Annotated in this window: 20 protein-coding genes and 1 riboswitch; of the genes, 12 read left to right on the top strand and 8 right to left on the bottom strand. The window is 69.2% G+C overall.

From position 1 onward, the window contains the following. Nucleotides 1-42 precede the first annotated feature (42 nt). From F6X53_RS25705 to F6X53_RS25690, 4 genes are all read left to right on the top strand, one after another. The gene (locus F6X53_RS25705) at nt 43-885 is read left to right on the top strand and encodes a transglutaminase family protein (RefSeq protein WP_151003690.1); all 843 of its coding nucleotides are present in this window, start codon (nt 43-45) and stop codon (nt 883-885) included. Between the two features lie 369 nt (nt 886-1,254). Next, a complete protein-coding gene (locus F6X53_RS25700; protein ID WP_238298722.1) occupies nt 1,255-1,659 on the top strand; it encodes a helix-turn-helix domain-containing protein in 405 nt (134 codons plus the stop codon). A gap of 167 nt (nt 1,660-1,826) precedes the next feature. After that, a complete protein-coding gene (locus tag F6X53_RS25695; protein WP_151003688.1) occupies nt 1,827-2,768 on the top strand; it encodes a hypothetical protein in 942 nt (313 codons plus the stop codon). Between the two features lie 244 nt (nt 2,769-3,012). Further along, on the top strand, nt 3,013-3,762 hold the full coding sequence (locus F6X53_RS25690) for a proteasome-type protease (protein ID WP_151003686.1): 750 nt from the start codon (nt 3,013-3,015) through the stop codon (nt 3,760-3,762). Here the strand turns inward: F6X53_RS25690 and F6X53_RS25685 are convergent. The 7 genes from F6X53_RS25685 to dnaG all read right to left on the bottom strand — a co-directional run bounded on the left by F6X53_RS25685 (nt 3,741) and on the right by dnaG (nt 12,524). After that, nucleotides 3,741-4,394 carry a thiamine phosphate synthase gene (locus tag F6X53_RS25685; RefSeq protein ID WP_151003684.1) on the bottom strand — a complete coding sequence of 218 codons (654 nt, stop codon included), beginning with the start codon at nt 4,392-4,394 and terminating at the stop codon, nt 3,741-3,743. The genes F6X53_RS25690 and F6X53_RS25685 overlap by 22 nt on opposite strands. Next, entirely contained in the window at nt 4,391-5,197 is an 807-nt protein-coding gene (gene thiG / locus F6X53_RS25680) for a thiazole synthase (RefSeq protein WP_151003682.1), read from the bottom strand. The genes F6X53_RS25685 and thiG overlap by 4 nt, the downstream gene beginning before the upstream one ends. Nucleotides 5,198-5,203: 6 nt before the next feature. After that, nucleotides 5,204-5,416 carry a sulfur carrier protein ThiS gene (gene thiS / locus F6X53_RS25675; RefSeq protein WP_151003680.1) on the bottom strand — a complete coding sequence of 71 codons (213 nt, stop codon included), beginning with the start codon at nt 5,414-5,416 and terminating at the stop codon, nt 5,204-5,206. A gap of 10 nt (nt 5,417-5,426) precedes the next feature. Next, nucleotides 5,427-6,674 (bottom strand): glycine oxidase ThiO, encoded by a 1,248-nt coding sequence (gene thiO, locus F6X53_RS25670; RefSeq protein WP_151003678.1) that lies wholly within the window; start codon nt 6,672-6,674, stop codon nt 5,427-5,429. Nucleotides 6,675-6,743: 69 nt separating this feature from the next. Further along, nucleotides 6,744-6,875: riboswitch (TPP riboswitch) on the bottom strand. Between the two features lie 62 nt (nt 6,876-6,937). Beyond that, nucleotides 6,938-8,206, bottom strand: a complete 1,269-nt coding sequence (locus F6X53_RS25665) for an adenylate/guanylate cyclase domain-containing protein (RefSeq protein ID WP_151003732.1) — start codon at nt 8,204-8,206, stop codon at nt 6,938-6,940. 211 nt (nt 8,207-8,417) lie between these two features. Continuing rightward, the gene (gene rpoD / locus F6X53_RS25660; protein WP_151003676.1) at nt 8,418-10,415 is read right to left on the bottom strand and encodes an RNA polymerase sigma factor RpoD; all 1,998 of its coding nucleotides are present in this window, start codon (nt 10,413-10,415) and stop codon (nt 8,418-8,420) included. Nucleotides 10,416-10,616: 201 nt separating this feature from the next. Next, entirely contained in the window at nt 10,617-12,524 is a 1,908-nt protein-coding gene (gene dnaG / locus F6X53_RS25655) for a DNA primase (RefSeq protein ID WP_151003674.1), read from the bottom strand. A gap of 220 nt (nt 12,525-12,744) precedes the next feature. Here dnaG and F6X53_RS25650 point away from each other — a divergent pair, with 220 nt between their 5' ends. Both F6X53_RS25650 and F6X53_RS25645 read left to right on the top strand, forming a co-directional pair. Beyond that, on the top strand, nt 12,745-13,020 hold the full coding sequence (locus F6X53_RS25650; protein WP_151003672.1) for a BrnT family toxin: 276 nt from the start codon (nt 12,745-12,747) through the stop codon (nt 13,018-13,020). Then, on the top strand, nt 12,983-13,306 hold the full coding sequence (locus F6X53_RS25645; RefSeq protein ID WP_151003670.1) for a BrnA antitoxin family protein: 324 nt from the start codon (nt 12,983-12,985) through the stop codon (nt 13,304-13,306). The genes F6X53_RS25650 and F6X53_RS25645 overlap by 38 nt, the downstream gene beginning before the upstream one ends. A 20-nt stretch (nt 13,307-13,326) precedes the next feature. Here the strand turns inward: F6X53_RS25645 and F6X53_RS25640 are convergent, their stop codons facing one another. Further along, nucleotides 13,327-13,791 (bottom strand): GatB/YqeY domain-containing protein, encoded by a 465-nt coding sequence (locus F6X53_RS25640; RefSeq protein ID WP_151003668.1) that lies wholly within the window; start codon nt 13,789-13,791, stop codon nt 13,327-13,329. A gap of 183 nt (nt 13,792-13,974) precedes the next feature. On the opposite strand from F6X53_RS25640, the gene carA reads away from it, so the two are divergent. From carA to F6X53_RS25610, 6 genes are all read left to right on the top strand, one after another. Further along, complete coding sequence (gene carA, locus F6X53_RS25635; protein ID WP_151003666.1) at nt 13,975-15,225, top strand: glutamine-hydrolyzing carbamoyl-phosphate synthase small subunit; 1,251 nt, start codon at nt 13,975-13,977, stop codon at nt 15,223-15,225. A gap of 152 nt (nt 15,226-15,377) precedes the next feature. Beyond that, nucleotides 15,378-15,752, top strand: coding sequence for a hypothetical protein (locus tag F6X53_RS25630; protein WP_151003664.1), 375 nt, complete (start codon nt 15,378-15,380; stop codon nt 15,750-15,752). A 230-nt stretch (nt 15,753-15,982) separates the two neighbouring features. After that, nucleotides 15,983-19,456, top strand: coding sequence for a carbamoyl-phosphate synthase large subunit (gene carB, locus F6X53_RS25625; protein ID WP_151003662.1), 3,474 nt, complete (start codon nt 15,983-15,985; stop codon nt 19,454-19,456). A 128-nt stretch (nt 19,457-19,584) separates the two neighbouring features. Further along, nucleotides 19,585-20,061, top strand: a complete 477-nt coding sequence (greA, locus tag F6X53_RS25620) for a transcription elongation factor GreA (RefSeq protein ID WP_191971005.1) — start codon at nt 19,585-19,587, stop codon at nt 20,059-20,061. 20 nt (nt 20,062-20,081) lie between these two features. Continuing rightward, nucleotides 20,082-20,630: a hypothetical protein gene (locus F6X53_RS25615; RefSeq protein WP_238296933.1), complete on the top strand. Its 549-nt coding sequence runs from the start codon at nt 20,082-20,084 to the stop codon at nt 20,628-20,630. A gap of 5 nt (nt 20,631-20,635) precedes the next feature. Next, on the top strand, nt 20,636-21,655 hold the full coding sequence (locus tag F6X53_RS25610; protein WP_238296931.1) for a mitochondrial fission ELM1 family protein: 1,020 nt from the start codon (nt 20,636-20,638) through the stop codon (nt 21,653-21,655). Nucleotides 21,656-21,672 lie beyond the last annotated feature (17 nt).

Raw genomic sequence — 21,672 nt, 5'->3', positions numbered from 1 at the left:
TCCCGTTCTGGCGGACGCGGATCTGAACGGTAATATCCAGGCATGCGCATCCACGTCGTCCACGAGACCATCTATTCCTACGAGCAGCCGGCGCGCGGGCTGATCCAGGTGATGCGGCTGACCCCGCGCGACCATGACGGGCAATACGTGCGGCGCTGGCGCATCGAGCCCTCGGTGGACGGGCGCCTCACCGAGCGCGAGGACGGATTCGGCAACATCGTGCACTGGTTCACGCCGGACGAGCCGGCCAGCGCGCTGACGATCCGGGTCTCCGGCGAAGTCGACACGAACGAGACGCACGGCATCGTGCGGGGCGTGGTCGAGCGTCTGCCCGATCTGTTCTATCTCCGCGAGACCGACCTCGTCTCGCCGAGCCCGGAGATCCAGGCTTTGGCCGAGCGCACGCAGGCCGCGGGGGAACGGTCGGTCCTGCCCTGCCTGCACCGCCTGCTCGCGGCCGTGCACGACCACATGGCGTTCGAGCCCGGCCCTGCGAGCGCCAGCACGACGGCGGCGCGCTCCTTCGAGGCCGGCAAGGGCGTCTGCCAGGACCTCACCCACGTCTTCATCGCGGCCGCCCGCCACCTCCAAATCCCGACCCGCTACGTCTCGGGCTATTATCTGCGCCCCGACGGGACGGCCGAGCACGAGGCGGGGCATGCCTGGGCCGAGGCGCTGGTGCCAGATCTCGGCTGGGTCAGGTTCGACCCGTCGCAGGGTCTCGGCACCGACGAGGCCTATATCCGGGTGGCGATCGGCCTCGATTATCTCGGTGCCGCGCCGATCCGCGGCAGCCGCACGGGCGGCGGCACCGAGACCCTGGACGTGCGCCTCCGGGTGGAGCCGGCGCAGGCGCCAATCCAGCAGCGGCAAAGCCAGAGCTGAGCGTTCGCCCTCCCGGCCGGTCTCGGCTGGCTCGAATCCGCGATCCCGGCGGGCGGCGTCTCTCGAACGTGATCGGCCGATACGAGCGGCGTCGTCTGCGCGTTCCTGTCCTTGGCCCTTGATTGCCCGAACTTGGAGTGGCCGCATCCCTCACCACTCCGCGATCGCGGGTTCGATCATTCGCGAACGGGCGAGGTGGCGCACGTGACCGAGCGCGAGCGACACGCCGGTCACATGCGCCGCGCACTACGACTATAAATTGCTATTTCACTGCAGCGCACTCTATGCGCGAAAGCAACGCGTGTGATCTCACGTGCGAGCAGCCAAACTATACCTAAACGATTTTACGTCTAGGAAATACCGTTCAGGTTGCTGATCGTCCTTCTCAGAGCGGCCGGCACCCGGAACGAGGGCAAGACGCTTGGAATGTCCACGCGCGGGCAAAGGCTTGTCGAGGCGATGAAACGGCGCGGAATTCGAAAACAATTCGCCTTGGCCTACGACGTCAACGTCAATGAAAGCACGATCACGCGATGGAAGAACGACGGGCCCATGTCCATCGATCACGCCATCTCGGTCTGTGATTGCCTCGATATATCGCTGGATTGGTTCCTGACCGGAAAGGGCCTGATCGATCAGCACAAGCTCACGTCGCTGCCCGGCGGTGATGCGGACGAGAAGCTCGCGGTGTCGTTTCGGCGGGCGGCACGGCCCCTGACCGATACGTCGAAATCCCTGCTCCTGCAGTTCTTCGATTCAATCACGGATGGCTGAGGTTGCGTGGCACCGAATGTTGCGCGCGATGCAAGACTATTCTCCTGAAATTGCTCGCGGAGCAATGCAAATTAGGCCACATCGAAAATATCCATTCTATGATTTCTGTGGGTGAGACGCAGAGCACAGGCTCGACGTGCCCGCATTGAACATGAAGAGATATCTCGATGGCAACGCCGATCACGATCAATGTCAGGAACAACAGCGACACGGCCCAGAGTTTTTTCTTCTTCCAGGCGCCGGCGATCTATACCGGTGGATCCGAGGTCTACACGAATAGCCTCTTCTCACAGACCGTTCTGCCCTACAGCACATCAGGTGCCGTTCTCACCTTCTCGCTCGTGCTGCAATTCGTCGCCGGCGTTCAGCAGCAAGTCGCTCCCCCCGTCGTCGGCAAGCCCTCCGGGCAACTCGCGGCCAGCCAGGCCATCGGCCTGACGCCCGCGGCCGGCGGCGCGGAAACCAACAACACGACCTCGATGACGGTGCAGCCGTCGCTGGGCTTGTCGACGCCGGTCTCGACACAGGGTCCTCAGGCCGGATCCTTCCGGATCGTCACGCCGCCCTTCAATCCCACCCTGCAGAAATACAATGCGGGTTCGGCGATCCAGAACGTGTCGGGTGGCATCACGCTCTCGAATTTCGTGACGGCCTTGCCCAACAGCAATCTCGACTGCCAGCCCGTGCTGAAGTTCTACGTCGCGACCGGGAATTACACGGCCGGCACGGTGATGAACTTCACCTCCTCGTCGCGGTCGGCCGCGCTCTGCGACGCGACGCCGGGCTATCAATCCTTCAATGTCAGCTACAACCCGGACGGAACCTGGGACGTGCAATCCGCCGCGTCGTTCCTGGCCCTCGGCGCCAACGCCGCACAGGGCGCGACCAACACCGTGGCGAATGCCGAGATCCTGAGCGAGGCGGGGACCCGCATCGTGGCGCAGGGGCAGGCGGCCAACTTTCACGCCCCGGTCACGATCGCGAACCTCGTTCCGCCGAACGCGGTCGACCGGCTCAAGGAATATCAGGTCGGTCCGATCGGCGGCCCGTACCAGGGACGCCTGTGCACCTATGTCGATTACCTGACCGACAGCGCGACCTTCGATTGAGGCCTGGTGCGAACCACGGTCCCGAGGATGTGATCCGGGTGGCCCCGGGGGCGATTCTGCGCCCCCGGGGCCGTTGCCGACGCTCAGGAACGGCGTTTCGCCGGCCGATTTGGACCGGCCGAGGCGGCGTCCGATCCGGTTGGTCCGCACGATGCATGGCGCCGGTGACGGGCGGCCTTGCCAGCCTGTGACCGACGTGCCATCCGGCATCCTCGACACCAGATCCTGTCTAAGGCCATTCGCGATGACCTACTGCGTCGGTCTCCTCGTCGAGGAGGGCCTTGTGATGATCGCCGACACCCGCACCAATGCGGGCCTCGACGACATCTCGACCTATCGCAAGCTCCACCATTTCAACGTGCCCGGCGAGCGGGTGATGATGCTGGCCTCGGCCGGCAACCTCTCGATCACCCAATCCGTCCTCAGCCTCCTGGCGGAGGGCGTCGAGGGAGATGCGGGCGAGCCGAAGATGAAGCTCGTCGAGGCTCCGACCATGTTCCAGGCGGCCCAGCTCATCGGCCGGGCGATCCGGCGGGTGCGGATCATCGAGAGGGACGGTTTCGAGGCGGCCAACCTACGCTTCTCGGTCTCGCTCCTGTTCGGCGGCCAGATCGGTGACGAGCCGATGCGGCTGTTCCTGATCTACTCGGCCGGCAACTTCATCGAGTGCAGCGGCGACGCGCCCTTCCTGCAGATCGGCGAGCACAAATACGGCAAGCCGATTCTCGACCGGGCCGTGAAATTCCAGACCGACCTCTACGACGCCCTGAAGGTCGGCCTCGTCTCGATGGATTCGACGATGCGGTCGAATCTCGGCGTCGGCCTGCCGATCGACATCGCGGTCGCCCGCCGGGGCGCCCTCGATCTCGAGGTGAACCACCGGATCGAGGCCGGCGAGACCTATTTCCACGATCTGCGCGAGCGCTGGTCGGCGGCCCTCCGGGCGGCCCATCGCGCGATCCCGCGCCCGCCCTACGGTCCGGCGCCGAAATAGGACCCGGCGGGCGGGCGGGACCGATCCCAGGCCGCGAGGAGCGTCGCGGTCGCCCGCGCCGGGTCCCGCGCCCGCATGAGGCCGCCCATCACGGCGAATCCCGCCGCGCCGGCCTGCCGGCACGGTGCCAGGGTGTCGCGATCCAGGCCCCCGAGCGCCAGGACCGGGATGCCCGATCTCGCGGCGGCCGCGAGGCTTTCCGGCCCCAGGGCCGGACCGTAGCCCGGCTTGCTCGCGCTCGCGAATACGGGGCTGAGGGTGACGTAATCGGCGCCCGCGGCGCGCGCGACCTCGGCCGGCCCATGCGTCGAGACGCCGATCAGGGCGCCCCGCGGCAGAACCCGCCGGGCGGTCGCGATCGCGTCCGGCGCGGTGTCGCCGGGCAGGTGCACCCCGTCGGCTCCGATCGCGGCGGCGAGCGCCACGTCGCGGCCGATGCTGAGGGCACCCCCGGCCTGCCGCACCAGCGGGAGCAGGGCCTCGGCCAGGCGGCGCCGCTCGGGCGGGGCGAGATCGGGCTCACGAAACCAGATCCAGCGCCCGCCCCCGGCCAGGATCGCCGCCACGCGCGCCACGAGGTCGGCGCAGCCGTGCCGGTCCGTCGCCGCGAGGAGCGGCGACGGCAGGCTCACGAGCCGACGAGGCCGAGCTGCGGGCTCGACGGGTCGGCCCGGCCACGGCGGGGGATGCGCCCGGCGAGATGGGCGTGGCGGCCGGCCTCGACGGCGTGGCGCATGGCTCGCGCCATGCGGACCGGGTCGTCGGCCTTGGCCACCGCCGTGTTGATCAGGCAGGCCGCGGCGCCGAGCTCCATGGCCAGGACCGCGTCCGAGGCGGTGCCGATGCCCGCATCGACGATCACCGGCACGCTGGCGCGGCGGCAGATCAGCTCGATCTGGGCCGGGTTCGCCACCCCCATGCCGGAGCCGATCAGCGAGCCCATGGGCATCACGGCCGCGCAGCCGATATCCTGCAGGCGCTGGCAGATGACGGGGTCGTCGTTGCAATAGGGCAGCACCACGAAGCCGTCATCCACGAGGTGGCGGCAGGCCTCCATCAGCTCGGTGACGTCCGGGTAGAGGGTCTCGCGGTCGCCGATGACCTCGACCTTGATCCAGTTGGTGTCGAGGGCCTCGCGGGCGAGCTCGGCCGTCATGATGGCGTCGCGGGCCGTCTCGCAGCCGGCGGTGTTCGGCAGGAAGCGGCTGCCCTTGAGGATGCGCACCGTGTCCGAGCCGTGGCCCTGGAGGGAGACCCGGCGGATCGAGGCGGTGACGACCTCCGCGCCGGAGGCCGCGACGGCGTCGCGCATGATCGCCTGCGTCGGGTAGCCGGCGGTGCCGATGAAGAGGCGCGAGGAGAGCCGCACGCCCGCGATCACGAGGGCATCGTCGTCGGGGGGGCGGATCGGCGTGACGGTGTCGGTCGGGTTCATGGTCCTCTAGCCTCCCTGCATGGCGCGGACGATCTCGATGCGGTCGCCCTCGTTGACGGGCGTCGCGGCCCAGTCGCGGCGGCGCACGACCCGACCGTTCAGCGCGATAGCGATGCCCTGCGGGCTCTCGATGCCGGTCTCCTCAGCCTCGAGGCGGAACAGGGTCTCGATGTCGGCGGCCTCGCAGGCACGGGGCTGCCCGTTGACGGTGAGGTTCATGATGCTGCTCTCACGCCGATGCGCGCAGGGATTCGGTTCGGGCAAAGCGCGACAGGCCGAAATCGCACGCGAAATCGGGAAGCGCCCCGGTCATCACGAGGGCCGCCACGGCGTCGGCGGTGGCGGGGTTGAGGAGGTAGCCGTTGCGATGGTGGCCGGTGGCGGCGATGAGGCCGGGGGCGATCACGTCGATGATCGGCGCATCGTCGTCCGAGGTCGGGCGATAGCCGCTCCAGACGGCCTCCACCTCCATCTCCTCGATGCCGGGCAGGACGCGGCGCGCGCCTTCGAGGAGGGCGTAGAGCCCGCCCGCGGTGACGCCCGGGCGAAAGCCGCAATCCTCCACGGTGGCGCCGACGATGAGGTGGCCGTCGCTCTTCGGCGCCATGTGGACCTGCTCGGTCCAGACCATGTGGCTGAGCGTGCCCGTGCGCGGCGTGGTCCGCAGCGCCAGCGACTGGCCCTTGATCGGCCGCACCGGCAGCGCCAGGGATTCGGGCAGCAGCCCGCCCTCCCCGCTCCAGGCGCCGGTGGCCAGGATCACGCTCTCGGCCTCGATCGCGCCGGCGGCAGCGCCGGTGCGGGAGCCGGCGCCAGGGCCGGTGCGCAGGCCCGTGACGCGCCCGTTCGTCCAGACCAGAGCCTCGGCGGCGCAATCCTCCACGATGGTGACGCCCGCCCGGGCGCAGGCCTCGATCAGGGCCGCCATGACGAGGCGCGGATCGACCTGATGATCGAGGGGACAGAACAGGCCGGCCGTCACCGAGGGCCGCAGCATCGGCTCACGCCGGCGCACCTCGGTGGCGGCGATCCACTGCGCCTCGACGCCGGAGCGGCGCTGCAGGTCGTGGCGGAAGCGCAGGCGCTCCACCTCGTCCCGTCCGATGGCGAGGACGAGGGTGCCCTCCTGGCGATAATCGATGTCGAGGCCTGAGGCCGCCTGCAGGGCGTCGCGGAAGGCCGGCCAGCGGCGTAGGCTCTCCAGCGCCAGGGGCAGCAGCCGGTCTGAGCCCGGCTCGTGCTCGGCGGCCGGCGCCAGCATGCCGGTGGCCGCGAGGCTCGCGCCCGCGCCGATCGTGCCGCGCTCGACCACCGTGACGGAGCGTCCGGCTTCGGCGAGCGTCCAGGCGATGGACAGGCCGATGACGCCGGCGCCCACCACGACGCAATCGGCGCGCGCCGGCAGGAGGGCGGCGGCGGCGGCGGGCGGGGACGCCGCGCGGCGCAGTCCGATGGGGGATGTCGGCACGGATGCCAAGGATCGATCTCCGCGATGGCCCGCAGAGATTGGTGTCCTGCAGCTTCTCTTCGAAGCAACCGGGCTTTCTCGAAACCCGCGGTCCAATCCCTACGCCGGTATGAGCCGGATCAGGTTCGAAGGATTTCCGCGCCGACCTTTCCGCGAAGGAAAGGTCCATCGGTTTCTCAGCCCCTTGCCGGGGATCTCCCTGGAACGCCCTTAGATTGGGACGCGGGCGGCGTCGGGTCAAGGCCCGGGGGCGCCCGAACGCAGGGCCCGCCTCAGGCCCGATCGCGGCAGGCGGCGGGCTTGCGCCCGGGGCGGTAGACCAGCATCGGCTCCGGGAAGCCGTCGAGGACGTGCTCGCCCAGCGGCTCGGGATCGCCCCAGAGGAAATCCACGAAGGGCTTCGACATCAGGAGCGGCTCGCCGAGCGTCTTGTTCAGACGGGCGATGCGGCTCGCGAGGTTCACGTCGCGCCCGATCACCGTGAAGTCGAGGCGCGTGCCCGAGCCGACATTGCCGTAGGCGGCCTCGCCGTGATGGAGCGCGATGCCGGCCGCGACCGGGTCGGCGAAGCGCCCGAGCGCGTTCGCTTCGTCGAGGGCGGTCAGCGCCGCCTGCGCGGCGGTGAGCGCGCCCTTGGCGGCGCCGCCGAGGTCGTCGCCGGGCTCGCGGAAGATCGCCAACAGGCCGTCGCCGAGATATTTCAGGACCTCGCCGCCCTCGCGCTCGATCGCCGGGACGAGGCAATCGAAGAAGATGTTGAGGAGGTCGACCGCCTCCTCGGGCGTCATGTCGGCGGAGATGTGGGTGTAGTCGCGCATGTCCGCGAAGAGAATCGCGGAGCGGATGCGCTGCACGTGGCCGCGGCGGATCGAGCCCGACAGGATCGCCCGGTGCGGCTCGTCGCCCACATAGATCCGCAGCACCTGATCGAGCTGCTTGTTGACGAGGCGCATCTCCATCACGGCCGCGAGCGTCGGCATGATGAAGCGCAGGATCGCGATGTGGTCGTCGCGGAACCCCGTCTTCGCCCGGGTGGCGAAGGTAATGCCGTTGCGCGCCCCGTTCGTGAAGATCAGCGGCGCCACGAGGTAGTGGCGGTAGCCCGCGGCCTTCAGCTCGGGCAGGATCGCGTAGGTCTCGTCCGGGGTCTCGTCGAGGTCGAGGCTCAGCCAGGCGCCGGTCTGGTGGACCGTGTAGAACGGGCTCGCCCGGTAGGCCGCGTCGGAGGCCTCGCCATGCGGGAACAGGCGCACGGTCGCGCCGCCCTCGCGGCTCCAGGAACGGCCGACGCCGGCATATTCCGAGTGCAGGGTATCGATGGCGGTGCTCGCCCGGTCCACCGGCACGTCGAGTTCGTTGAGGCGCTCGGCGAGACCGGCCAGCAGGTCATCCGCCGCGAGCACGCGCGTGCCCTCGCTCAGGAGCCAGTCGCGCAGGGCGACGCAATCCTGCATCAGGCCGAACGGCACGCCCTCGGCCTCCGAGCCGTCGGCTTCGGCGGTCGGCAAGGACGGCGTCTTCTGCGGGCCAAGGTCGAGCATACGGCCAAGGTGGTGCGGCGGCGGGAAGGCGGCAATGGTCACGGACGGATTCGCGACGCCGAAACCTTACTGACGGTCGCACCCTGTCGTAAATGCAGCGACGCGGCGAAACCTGACGACGAGAACAGGCCGAGGACGCGAAACTTCGTGGAGGTTTCGCGTCCTCGGGCATCGGCACGAATGTCCGGGCCCGGCCTGTGCCGGGTCCGGCTCAGTTGTCGAGGAAGCTGCGGAGCTTGCGCGAGCGGCTCGGGTGCTTGAGCTTGCGCAGGGCCTTGGCTTCGATCTGGCGGATGCGCTCGCGGGTCACCGAGAATTGCTGGCCGACCTCCTCAAGGGTGTGGTCGGTGTTCATGCCGATGCCGAAGCGCATCCGGAGCACGCGCTCCTCGCGCGGGGTGAGCGAGGCGAGCACGCGCGTCGTGGTCTCGCGCAGGTTCGACTGGATCGCCGCGTCGATGGGCAGGACGACGTTCTTGTCCTCGATGAAGTCGCCGAGGTGGCTGTCCTCCTCGTCGCCGATGGGCGTCTCCAGCGAGATCGGCTCCTTGGCGATCTTGAGGACCTTGCGGACCTTCTCGAGCGGCATGGCGAGCTTCTCGGCCAGCTCCTCCGGAGTCGGCTCGCGGCCGATCTCGTGCAGCATCTGGCGCGAGGTCCGGACGATCTTGTTGATCGTCTCGATCATGTGCACCGGGATGCGGATGGTGCGGGCCTGATCGGCGATCGAGCGGGTGATCGCCTGCCGGATCCACCAAGTGGCGTAGGTCGAGAACTTGTAGCCGCGCCGGTACTCGAACTTATCGACCGCCTTCATCAGGCCGATATTGCCCTCCTGGATCAGGTCCAGGAACTGCAGGCCGCGGTTGGTGTACTTCTTGGCGATCGAGATCACGAGGCGAAGGTTGGCCTCGATCATCTCCTTCTTGGCCTGACGGGCTTCGCGCTCGCCCTTCTGGACCATGTTGACGATCTTGCGGTACTCGCCGATCTCCAGGCCCGTCTCGGAGGCGAGCGTCAGGATCTGCTCGCGCAGCTGCGCGACCTGGTTGCCGCCCTTCTCGACGAGGTTCTTCCAGCCCTTGCCGCCGAGCGTGCCGACGCGCTCCATCCAGTTCGGGTCGAGCTCCCAGCCCTGGTAATGGCGCAGGAACTCCTCGCGGGCGACGCCGTGCGTCTCGGCGTATCGCATCAGCCGGCCCTCATGCGAGAGGAGCCGCTTGTTGATGTCGTAGAGCTGCTCGACCAGCGCCTCGATACGGTTGTTGTTGAGCGAGAGCGACTTCACGTCGGCGACGACGGCGTCCTTCAGCTCCGAGCGCTTCCGGTCCTGGCCGCTCGTGGCCGCGCCGCCGCCGGCCTTCAGCTCGGCATGCTCGTTCTGGAGCCTGCGCAGCTTGCGGTAATTGTCCGCGATGGCGTCGAAGGTCTCGAGGACGCGGGGCTTGATCTCGGCTTCCATCGCGGCGAGCGAGACGTTGTTCTCCATGTCGTCTTCGTCGTCGCCGCCCTCGGGCGCCGCCGGGGGCTCGCCGTCGCCCTCCTCGGCCTCCTCGCCCTCGGCGATCTGGGGCGCGTTCTTGCCGTCGGGGCCCGCATAGGTGGCCTCGAGATCGATGATGTCGCGCAGGAGCACCTTGCCGTCGACGAGCTCGTCGCGCCAGATGATGATGGCCTGGAAGGTCAGCGGGCTCTCGCAGAGCCCCGCGATCATCGCCTCGCGGCCGGCCTCGATGCGCTTGGCGATGGCGATCTCGCCCTCGCGGGACAGCAGCTCCACCGAGCCCATCTCGCGCAGATACATGCGCACCGGGTCGTCGGTGCGGTCGGTCGGCTCCTTGGTGGTGGTCGCGACCGCGACGGCGCGGGTCGGGGCGACCTCGGCCACCTCCGTGCCCTCGCTGCCTTCCTCGTCCTCCGCGGTCTCGCCGGCGGCCGGCCGCTCGTTGGCGGCGTCGTCCGTCTCCTCCGCCTCGACGACGTTGATGCCCATCTCGGAGAGCTGGGACAGCACGTCCTCGATCTGGTCCGGGTCGGACTGGCCGTCGGGCAGGACCTCGTTGACCTCCTCATAGGTGATGTAGCCGCGCTTCTTGGCGAGCTTCACCATCCGCTTGACCGAGGCATCCGTCAGGTCGAGGAGCGGCCCGTCGGTCTGCTGCTCCGGAGCGGTGTCCGTCTCGTCCCGTTCAGTTGCCTTCGTCGCCATGATCAGCCTATTGTTTTCGTGGCAGCGTGATGCCGAAGCTTTCGGGCCGCCCCGCGCCATCGACGCCGCAATGCATGTGAACCGCAGCCCGCTCACCCACCGGCCGCGTCGATCTCAGATCCCGGTATGCAAGCAAGACGCTTGACCGATTGTTAACTATGCGACGCCGGGGCGTTGCGTAACCCTGCCATTGCACGAGCTTCAAGGCGCGGTCGAGTCGGTCGTGTCAGGCAAGTCCGTCTCCGCCTCCGCTCCGGCGATCACCGCCAAGCGCTCCTTGACGTCGCACAGCCACGCGAAGTTCGCCTCGGTTTCCTCTTCGACCAATGCCCGTTCAGCCTGGCGGAGTTCGCTATTTAGCGCGCCGGCCTTGCGGTGCAAGATCACGGCCTGACGCAATGCGTCTTCGAGACGCACGGGATCGGCATGCGGGTCGAGGGTCCAGCGGTCGCCGGGGCGCACCCTGGCGGCCAGGCGCTCGGCGGCCGCCTCGAGTCCGGAGCGGCTCAGGCGGTTCTCCACCACGGACGCGTCCGGCTGTGCCGCATCGGCCGCCCGGTCGAGCAGGAACGAGCGCAAGGCCTGCGCGTCCGGGTCTTCGAGATCGAGTTCGGCCAGATCCTCGGCGCCGAGGCCCAGAAGCTCCGGATGGGCGAGCAGGCTCGCGACGATCATGGCCTCGCGCGAGCTGCCGCTGCCGGCAAACCCGGTCGAGCGGGCGAGCTGCGCGCTCGGGCCCGCGGTGAGCCGCGGCGAGGGCGGCGGGTCGCCCGGGCGGGGCCGGCGCTGGAACCCGCCGGGCCGGGCGCCCGGCTGATAGGGCGCGCGCTGGGCGCTGGCGCGGGGCGACATGCCCCGCAGCCGCTCCTCGATCTCGTCGCGATAGAAGCGCCGGACGGTCTCGTCGCGGATGCCCGCCACCATCTCGCGCAGGGTCTTGGCGAGGCCGGCACGGCGCTCGGGCGTGTCGAGCGGGCCGGCCTCGGTGGCGCGCGACCACAGCACCTCGACCAGGGGCTTGGCCGTGTCGAGCACCCGATCGAGGGCGGACGGGCCGCCCGAGCGCAGAAGGTCGTCCGGGTCCTGCCCCTCGGGCAGGAGCGCGAAGCGCAGGGACTTTCCGGGCGCCAGCAGCGGCAGCGCCACGTCGAGGGCCTTGAAGGCAGCGCGCTGGCCGGCCCCGTCCCCGTCGAAGCAGAGGATCGGCTCGTCGGCGTGGCGCCAGAGCAGGGCGATCTGCTCCTCGGTCAGTGCCGTCCCGAGGGAGGCCACCACGTTCGGATGCCCGCCCATCGTCATCGCGATGGCGTCGACATAGCCCTCCACCGAGATGAGGGTGCCGCGCTCATGCGCCGGCTTGCGGGCCTGGTGCAGGTTGTAGAGCCCCTGGCCCTTGTGGAAGAGCGGGGTCTCCGGCGAGTTCAGGTACTTCGCCTTGGCATCGGCCTGCATGGCCCGGCCGCCGAAGGCGATGACCCGGCCGCGCAGGTCCGCGATCGGGAAGATGATCCGGTCGCGGAAGCGGTCGTACGGGACAGGGATGTCCTCGCCGGTGACGAGGAGGCCGAGCTCGGCCATCAGGTCCTTCTCGACGTCCTTGCCCGCCAGGAAGTCGCGCAGGCCGTAGCGCGCCCCGGGGGCGTAGCCGAGCCGGAAGCGGGTGCGGATCTCGGTCCCGAGCCCGCGCCGGTCGAGATAGGCCCGGGCCTGCGCCCCCGCCGCGCCGCGTAGCTGCTCCTCGAAATAAGCGGCGGTGAGCTCCATCACCTCGATGGCGCCGCGCCGCCGGGTCTCCATCTCGCGGGTGTCGGCGCTCGGCGCCGGCAAGGATACGCCCGCCTCCCCGGCGAGCCTCTCGACGGCCTCGGGGAAGCTTAGCCCCTCCGTCTCCATCAGGAAGGTGAAGACGTCGCCGTGCTTGCCCGATGAGAAGCAGTGATAGAACTGCTTCTGGTCGTTCACGTAGAAGGAGGGCGACTTCTCGGCGTTGAACGGCGACAGGCCGCGCCACTCGCGGCCGGCCTTCTTCAGCCGCACGCGCCGGCCGATCACGTCGGAGGCCGGCAGCCGGGCGCGGATCTCGTCCAGGAGGTGGGGCGGGTAGCGCATCAGATGGCCAGTTCGCGGGTCGGCGCCTTGCGTGAGGGATGACGTGCGATTGCCGAGAAACGGCTTTGTATATACAATTGTATTTTCAAGCGGGATCGAGCCCGGATCGAGGACGTCACGTTGGCTCTGAGCGGCCTCTTCATCATCGTCAAAAATGGCTTAACAATTCGTCCCGCCAAGCTGGGCCACCACGCGATTCCGCCGAGAGCGTCACGCACCCATGCCCGAAGCGTTCGCGTGGGACGAGCGCAAGCGAATCAGCAACTTGGAGAAGCATGGCATCGATTTTCGCGATGCGATCGCGATCTTCGATTATCCACACCTCACATTCGCCTCGCAGCATGCGGGCGAGCCGCGACAGGTCAGCCTGGGCCGGATCGGGCCGGCCCTCGCGGCGGTGGTTTGGACCGATCGCGACGGCGTCGTGCGGATCATCTCGGCCAGAGCGGCGAGGCGAAATGAGCGGGAAGCGTACGACGCGCGTTTCAAGACATGAGCGGCTCAAAGGGCTGACCAGGGGGCTGACGGATACGGCCCGCATCGCGGGCCTGTCGGACGAGGCCATCGCCGCCGCCGTCGCCGAGGATCCGGATGCGGCCCCCCTCGATATCGATTGGTCGCAGGCCGAGGCCATCGATCCACCGCGCAAGGTGCCGATCTCGATCCGGCTGGATGAGGACATCCTGGCCTTCTTCAAGCACGGCGGCAGCGGCTACCAGGGCCGCATCAACGCCGTGCTGCGCAGCTACATCAAGGCCCGGGGCAAGCAGGGCCGCACCTGAGGCCCCCCGGGCTGAGTTCCTCAGGCCTTGTCGGAGAGCGCCGCCTTGACCAGCCCGCTCGCCTTTCCGAAATCCATGCGGCCGGCATACTTGCCCTTCAGGACGGCGATGACCTTGCCCATGTCCTTCGGGCCGGCCGCGCCCGTCTCCGCGACGGCGGCGGCGATCGCCGCCTCAGTCTCGGCCTCGTCCATCTGCTGGGGCAGGAAGCCCGCGATGATGGCGATCTCGGCGCGCTCGTTCCCGGCCAGTTCCGGGCGGCCGCCCTGGTCGTAGACGCTGGCCGATTCGTTGCGCTGCTTGATCATCTTCTGCAGCAGCGCCAGGATGTCCTCGTCGCTCGCCGGGTCCTTGCCGAGGCCGCGGGCCTCGATGTCCTTGTCCTTCAGCGCCGCCTGAATCATCCGGACGGTGGCGAGCTTCGCCTTCTCGCCGGCCTTCATGGCCTCCTTCATCTCGGCGGTGAAGCGCTCGCGCAACGGCATGTTCGTCTCCAATTCGAAAATCTGTTGGGTGGCCTGCGATTTGCGGCGGTTGAGGGACCGGCGCGCCGGGACCACATTGACCCCGTGACAGCGCGCTCGGTATGAGCGCCGTACGTTTCAAGCCACCTGCACGCGCGCCTTCGGGGGCGCGGGGTCCGGCCGGACATAAGCGAGATCACGCCGATGCTGCAAGACGATGGCGCCCCCGCGCATCCCCGCCCCGCGCCCGAGCGCTCTTCGCCGGAGCCCTGGGCCGAGCCCGTCGCCACCGCCCTCCTGGTCCTGGCGGACGGGACGATCCTCGAAGGGTTCGGCATCGGCCAGACCGGTATCGCCGACGGCGAGGTCTGCTTCAACACCGCGATGACGGGCTATCAGGAGATCCTGACCGATCCCTCCTATGCGGGGCAGATCGTCACCTTCACCTTCCCGCATATCGGCAATGTCGGCACGAATGACGAGGATCTCGAGAGCCTCGACGCGGCCCCGGCCTCGGGCGTGCGCGGCGTGGTGATCGCCTCGGCGGTGACCCAGCCGTCGAGCTGGCGCTCGTCGCGCCACCTCGACGGCTGGCTGAAGGCCCGCGGCATCGCCGGCATCACCGGCATCGACACCCGCGCGCTCACCGCCCGCATTCGCGACCACGGCATGCCGAACGCGGTCCTGGCCAACGATCCCGAGGGCCGCTTCGACCGCGAGGCCCTGAAGGCGCGCGCCGCCGCGCTCGCCCCGATGGAGGGTCTCGACCTCGTGCCGCCGGTGACGAGCCGCGAGACCTCCGACTGGACCGAGACCGTCTGGGCCGTGAAGGGCGGCTACGGCCGGCGCGAGCCCGGCCAGGGCTACCGGGTCGTGGCGATCGATTACGGGGTCAAGCGCAACATCCTGCGGCTCCTGGCCGAGGCCGGCTGCGACGTGACGGTGGTGCCCGCCACCACCAGCGCCGCCGAGATCCTGGCCCTCAAGCCCGACGGCGTCTTCCTGTCGAACGGGCCGGGCGACCCGGCCGCCACCGGCGCCTACGCGGTGCCGGTCATCCGGGAGCTTTTGGAGGAGCGGGTGCCGACCTTCGGAATCTGCCTCGGCCACCAGCTCATGGGCCTGGCGCTCGGCGGGCGCACCGTGAAGATGGCGCAGGGCCATCACGGCGCGAACCACCCGGTGAAGGACAAGACCACCGGCAAGGTCGAGATCGTCTCGATGAACCACGGCTTCGCGGTCGACCCGCAGAGCCTGCCGGAGAACGCCGTCGAGACCCATGTCTCGCTGTTCGATGGCTCGAATTGCGGCCTGACGCTCAGCGACCGCCCGGCCTTCTCGGTGCAGCACCACCCCGAGGCCTCGCCGGGCCCGCGCGACAGCCATTACCTGTTCGAGCGCTTCGTAATGCTGATGCGCGAGAACAAGCCCGAGACCGCGATGCAGAAGGGCTGAGCGCCCACGGATCGCCACATCCGTGGCGCCGGCGCGCGCGCCGGCGTCACAAAAAACCCGGCTTTCCTCAACATACCCCGTGTCAACCGCTCCTTAACGACGATGCCACAACGTTCGTCGCGGGGCGCATGGCTGATTCAGGGGGCTGGCGAATGACCTTAGACGACGCGCGCGACGACTTCTCGCGCCTGCATCGCATCTTCACCTTTCATCTCGGCGTCGCCGTTGGCCTTGCCTGGATGACCACCCTGTACGCCTCCTGCTACGCGCCGTGGGTGCGCAACATCCGCGCCCTCCTCGACCCTGCCGGCCTCGGCCGCGTCGAGAGCACGCTCTCCTTCCTGTTCGTGATGCCGGCCGTCCTGACGGTGGCGTGGCTCAGCGTCTATTTCGGCCGCGAGGTCATGCGCCGCTCGCAGACGCTCTCGAACCTCACCCTCGAATTCGCCGCCGCCGCGGTCGTCGCCTTCGGGGTGTTCTACCTGTCGATCGACCGGGCCGTCGCGGCCCTCTATATCGGTCTCTAGCGCCGCGCGGGCATTCGAAGACTGGCCCCGGGCCCGAGCGCCCGGGCGCGTCCCGTCCGCGACATCCCGGCCCCCCGCTCCCGGCATTCCGCGCGCTCTTTCAAACGCGCCCGGCTGCGTGTAAACGCGGGCCTCAACGACAATCCACGCCGCATGCGCTCGCCTCCAGGCGGCTCCGCTCCCGCGGCGCCGCCCGAGGACGGGCGCGCGCGCCTGACCGAAGGCCAACGATGCCGAAGCGCACCGACATTTCCTCGATCCTGATCATCGGTGCGGGTCCGATCATCATCGGGCAGGCCTGCGAGTTCGATTATTCCGGGACCCAGGCCTGCAAGGCCCTCCGCGAGGAGGGCTACCGAATCGTGCTGGTCAACTCGAACCCCGCCACCATCATGACCGATCCGGACATGGCGGATGCGACCTATGTCGAGCCGATCACGCCCGAGATCGTCGCCAAGATCATCGAGAAGGAGCGCCCCGACGCGATCCTGCCGACCATGGGCGGCCAGACCGCGCTGAACTGCGCCCTCTCGCTCCAGCGCATGGGCGTGCTCGACAGGTTCGGCGTGCAGATGATCGGCGCCACCGCGGAGGCGATCGACAAGGCCGAGGACCGCCACCTCTTCCGCGACGCGATGACGAAGATCGGGCTCGAGACGCCGAAATCCGCGCTCGCCAACGCCTCCGCCGCCAAGAAGGCCGACAAGCAGAAGCACCTCGACGAGGTCGCCCGAATCGAGGCGGACATCGCCGATCCGGAGGCCCGCAAGGCGGCCCTCGCGGCCTTCGAGAAGAAGTGGCAGGCCGGCGAGAGCGAGCGGCGCAAGCGCTACGGCGAGCACGCCCTCGGGCAGGCCCTGGCGGCCCTGGCCGAGGTCGGCCTGCCGGCGATCATCCGGCCCTCCTTCACCATGGGCGGCACCGGCGGCGGCATCGCCTATAACCGCGAGGAGTTCCTCGAGATCGTCGAGCGCGGCATCGACGCCTCGCCGACGAACGAGGTCCTGATCGAGGAGAGCGTGCTCGGCTGGAAGGAGTACGAGATGGAGGTGGTCCGCGACCGCGCGGACAATTGCATCATCGTCTGCTCCATCGAGAACATCGACCCGATGGGCGTCCATACGGGCGACTCGATCACGGTCGCCCCGGCCCTGACGCTCACCGACAAGGAGTATCAGGTGATGCGCGACGCCTCGCTGGCGGTGCTCCGCGAGATCGGCGTCGAGACCGGCGGCTCGAACGTCCAGTTCGCCATTGACCCGGCCACTGGCCGGATGATCGTCATCGAGATGAACCCGCGCGTCTCGCGCTCCTCGGCGCTCGCCTCGAAGGCCACCGGCTTCCCGATCGCCAAGGTCGCGGCCAAGCTCGCGGTGGGCTACACCCTCGACGAGATCGCCAACGACATCACGGGCGGCGCGACCCCGGCCTCCTTCGAGCCGACCATCGACTACGTGGTCACGAAGATCCCGCGCTTCGCCTTCGAGAAATTCCCGGGCGCCGAGCCGACGCTGACCACCGCCATGAAGTCCGTGGGCGAGGCCATGGCGATCGGCCGCTGCTTCGCCGAATCGCTGCAGAAGGCGCTCCGCTCCCTCGAGACCGGCCTGATGGGCCTCGACGAGATCGAGATCGAGGGCCTCGGCAAGGGCGACGACCACAACGCCATCAAGGCAGCGATCGGCACGCCGACCCCGGACCGCCTGCTCAAGGTCGCGCAGGCTCTGCGCCTCGGCGTCAGCCACGAGGAGGTCCACGCCTCCTGCAAGATCGATCCCTGGTTCCTGGAGCAGCTCCAGGCCATCGTCGACCTCGAGAACCGGGTGAAGGCCCACGGCCTGCCCAGCACTCCCGGGGCCTTCCGCCAGCTCAAGGCGGCCGGCTTCTCGGATGCGCGTCTCGCCGTGCTGGTGGGGGCCGAGGAAGGGGAGGTGCGCGCGATGCGCCGGGCGCTCGACGTGCGCCCGGTCTTCAAGCGCATCGATACCTGCGCGGCCGAGTTCAAGGCGCCCACCGCCTACATGTACTCGACCTACGTGGCGCCGTTCGCCGGCACCGTCGCGGACGAGGCGCTGCCGAGCGAGCGCAAGAAGGTCATCATCCTGGGCGGCGGCCCGAACCGGATCGGCCAGGGCATCGAGTTCGATTACTGCTGCTGCCATGCCTGCTTCGCGCTGACCGAGGCCGGGTACGAGACCATCATGGTCAATTGCAACCCGGAGACGGTCTCGACCGATTACGACACCTCGGACCGGCTCTATTTCGAGCCGCTGACCCAGGAGGACGTGCTCGAGATCATCGAGACCGAACGGCAGGCCGGCACGCTGCACGGCGTCATCGTGCAGTTCGGCGGGCAGACGCCCCTCAAGCTCGCGCGGGCGCTGGAGGCCGCGGGCGTGCCGATCCTCGGCACCGCGCCCGACGCCATCGACCTCGCCGAGGACCGCGACCAGTTCAAGCGCCTCCTCGACAAGCTCGGGCTGAAGCAGCCGAAGAACGGCATCGCCTACTCGGTGGAGCAGAGCCGCCTGGTCTCGGCCGATCTCGGCCTGCCCTTCGTGGTGCGCCCGAGCTACGTGCTTGGCGGCCGCGCCATGGCGATCATCCGCGACGAGAGCCAGTTCGCCGACTACCTCCTCGACACCCTTCCGAGCCTGATCCCTTCCGAGGTCAAGGCCCGCTACCCGAACGACAAGACGGGCCAGATCAACACGGTGCTGGGCAAGAACCCGCTCCTCTTCGACCGCTATCTCTCGGATGCGGTCGAGATCGACGTGGACGCGGTCTGCGACGGCACCGAGGTGTTCATCGCCGGCATCATGGAGCACATCGAGGAGGCGGGCATCCATTCGGGGGATTCCGCCTGCTCGCTGCCCTCCCGCTCGCTCTCCCCGGAGATCATCGCGGAGCTCGAGCGCCAGACCAAGGCGATGGCGCTCGCCCTCAAGGTCGGCGGCCTGATGAACGTCCAGTACGCCATCAAGGACGGCGTCATCTACGTGCTGGAGGTGAACCCGCGCGCCTCCCGGACAGTGCCCTTCGTCGCCAAGGTGATCGGCGAGCCCATCGCCAAGATCGCGGCCCGGATCATGGCCGGCGAGACTCTCGCGAGCTTCGGCCTCAGGCCGAAGCCGCTCAAGCACATCGCCGTGAAGGAGGCGGTGTTCCCCTTCGCGCGCTTCCCCGGCGTCGACGTGCTGCTCGGCCCCGAGATGCGCTCGACGGGCGAGGTCATCGGCCTCGACGGCGGCTTCGGCGTCGCCTTCGCCAAGAGCCAGCTCGGCGCCGGCTCGCCCGTGCCGCGATCCGGCACCGTCTTCGTCTCGGTCAGGGACGCCGACAAGGACCGCATCCTGCCCTCGATCAAGCTCCTGTCGGATCTGGGTTTCACGATCCTGGCCACCGGCGGCACGCAGCGCTTCCTGGTGGAGAACGGCGTCCCGACGGAGCGTATCAACAAGGTTCTGGAGGGCCGGCCGCACGTGGTCGACGCCATCAAGAACGGCGATATCCAGCTCGTCCTGAACACCACCGAGGGAGCCGGTGCGCTGTCCGACTCCCGCTCCCTCCGGCGGGCGGCCCTCTTGCATAAAGTGCCGTACTACACCACTCTAGCCGGCGCGATGGCGGCGGCCGAGGGGATCAAGGCCTACCTCGAGGGCGATCTTCAGGTCCGCGCCTTGCAGGAATACTTCGCGGCCTGAACCCACTGAGCGGCCAGCGCATTTCGCGCCGGCCGCGGCGTCCGGGGTTCAGGGCCTTCTCATCATGGCCCGGAGGGAGCGTAGGCGTTCCCGGCCGGGCCTATTCATTGTGGCGCGAGACGATGGCGATAGACAAGGTTCCGATCACGGTGCGTGGCTTCGCGGCCCTCGAGGAGGAGCTGAAGCACCGCCAGCAGGTCGAGCGGCAGCGCATCATCCAGGCGATCGCGGAGGCGCGGGCGCTGGGCGATCTCTCGGAGAATGCCGAGTATCACGCCGCCAAGGAGGCGCAGTCCCACAACGAGGGCCGCGTGCTCGAGTTGGAGAGCATGATCTCGCGCGCCGAGATCATCGACGTCACGAAGCTGTCCGGCAACAAGATCAAGTTCGGCGCGATCGTGAAGCTCGTCGACGAGGACACCGAGGAAGAGAAGACCTACCAGATCGTCGGCGAGCCCGAGGCCGACGTGCGCTCGGGCCGGGTCTCCATCACCTCGCCGATCGCCCGCGCGCTGATCGGCAAGGGCGTGGGCGACACCGTCGAGGTCACGACGCCCGGCGGCGGCAAGTCCTACGAGGTCGTCGGCGTCCAGTACGGCGCCTGAGCCCCATGCATCGAAGCCCCATGCGCCTGAACGTCCTGCACATCCTGCGCGTGCGCCGGCTCGGCCCGCTCGTTCGCGGCCTCGCCGCCGGCCTCGCGGCGCTCGCGCTCGGCGGGGCGGCGCTGGCCGGCGATTTCCCGAATCTCAACGGCGAGCGCTACGCCGATGTGCGGGTCGATGTCCGGCCGCTGATCGCGCAGGGCAACGGTCCGCAGGCCGAGGCCCTGCGGGCGGATCTCACCGCCGCGCTCCGGCGCAGCTTCGCCGATCGTCTCGGCGGGCGCGGCCCGAGCCTGGTGGTGCTGATCCGCGGCCTGTCCCTGCCTCCCTACGCGGGCGGCCAGACGATGGGACGCGGCATCGGCGGCGGCACCCAGACCGATTACCTCGACGGGGAGGCACTCCTAGTCGGGCGCCGAGGCGAGGTCCTCGGGCGTCATCCCCAGCTCACCGCGACCCCGTCGAGCTATGGCGGGGCCTGGTACGATCCCGCCTCCGAGCGCCGCCGCGTCACGGTGATCGCGGACATCTACGCCGAGTGGCTGCGCCGCCAGCTTCCCGTCGACTGAGCCCCGTGGCCGACACGCTCGCCCGCCCTCCCGCGACGGATATCCACGCCCTCCCGCCGCTCGCCGGCGCCCGGAGCTGGATCGTCACCGACGGCAAGGCCGGGGACGAGAACCAGTGCGTCGGCATCGCCGAGACGCTGGGCCTCTCCTACGAGATCCGCCGCGTGCCCGCCCGCGGCCCCTTCGGCTGGACCGCGCCCTGGGGCCCGATCGACCCGCGCGAGGCGCCGGGGCGGGCGCGGGGCGCCCTCGCGGGACCCTTCCCGGACCTGCTGATCGCCTCGGGCCGGCGCGCGGTGCCCTATCTGCGCGCCGTGCGCCGCGCCACCGGGGGCCGCACCTTCACGGCCTTCCTGAAGGATCCCCGCACCGGGCACGACAGCGCCGACTTCATCTGGGTGCCGGATTACGACGACCTGCGCGGGCCGAACGTCTTCACCACCCTGACCGCCCCCCACCTCGTCACGCCGATCCGGATCGCGGCGGCGCGGGCCGAGCTGGATCCGCGCCTGGCCGGGCTCGACGGCCGCCGGGTCGCGGTGCTGATCGGCGGCGACAGCCGGCATCTGAGCTACCGCAAGGCCGACATGAAGCGGCTGGTGAGCGACCTGCGCAAGCTCGCCGATGCGGGCTGCCGCCTGATGGTGACGGTGTCGCGCCGGACCCCCGCGCCCTTGAGCGAGGCCCTGCGCAAGCTCGTCCTCGGCACCGGCGGTTTCTTCTGGGACGGCACCGGCGAGAACCCCTACGTGGCGATGCTGGCGCTCGCCGAGACCGTGGTGGTGACCTCCGATTCCGCCAACATGGTCAGCGAGGCCGTGAGCACCGGCGCCCCGGTCCTGCTGTTCGACCTTCCGCGTACCTATATCCGTCATCGCCGCATGTTCGCGGGACTCGCGATGGCCGGGGCCCTCAAGCCCTTCATCGGTCGTTTGGAGCCTCTGGATTACAAGCCGATCGACGCGACGCCCGTGATCGCGCGGGCGCTGGCGGAGGCTTACGCGGCGCATCGCGGGGCCCGCTGACGGCCCGAGGAGTTGAG

This window comes from Methylobacterium soli, assembly GCF_008806385.1.
Taxonomy (GTDB): Bacteria; Pseudomonadota; Alphaproteobacteria; order Rhizobiales; family Beijerinckiaceae; genus Methylobacterium; species Methylobacterium soli.
This window is presented reverse-complemented; position numbering and strand designations above follow the sequence as displayed.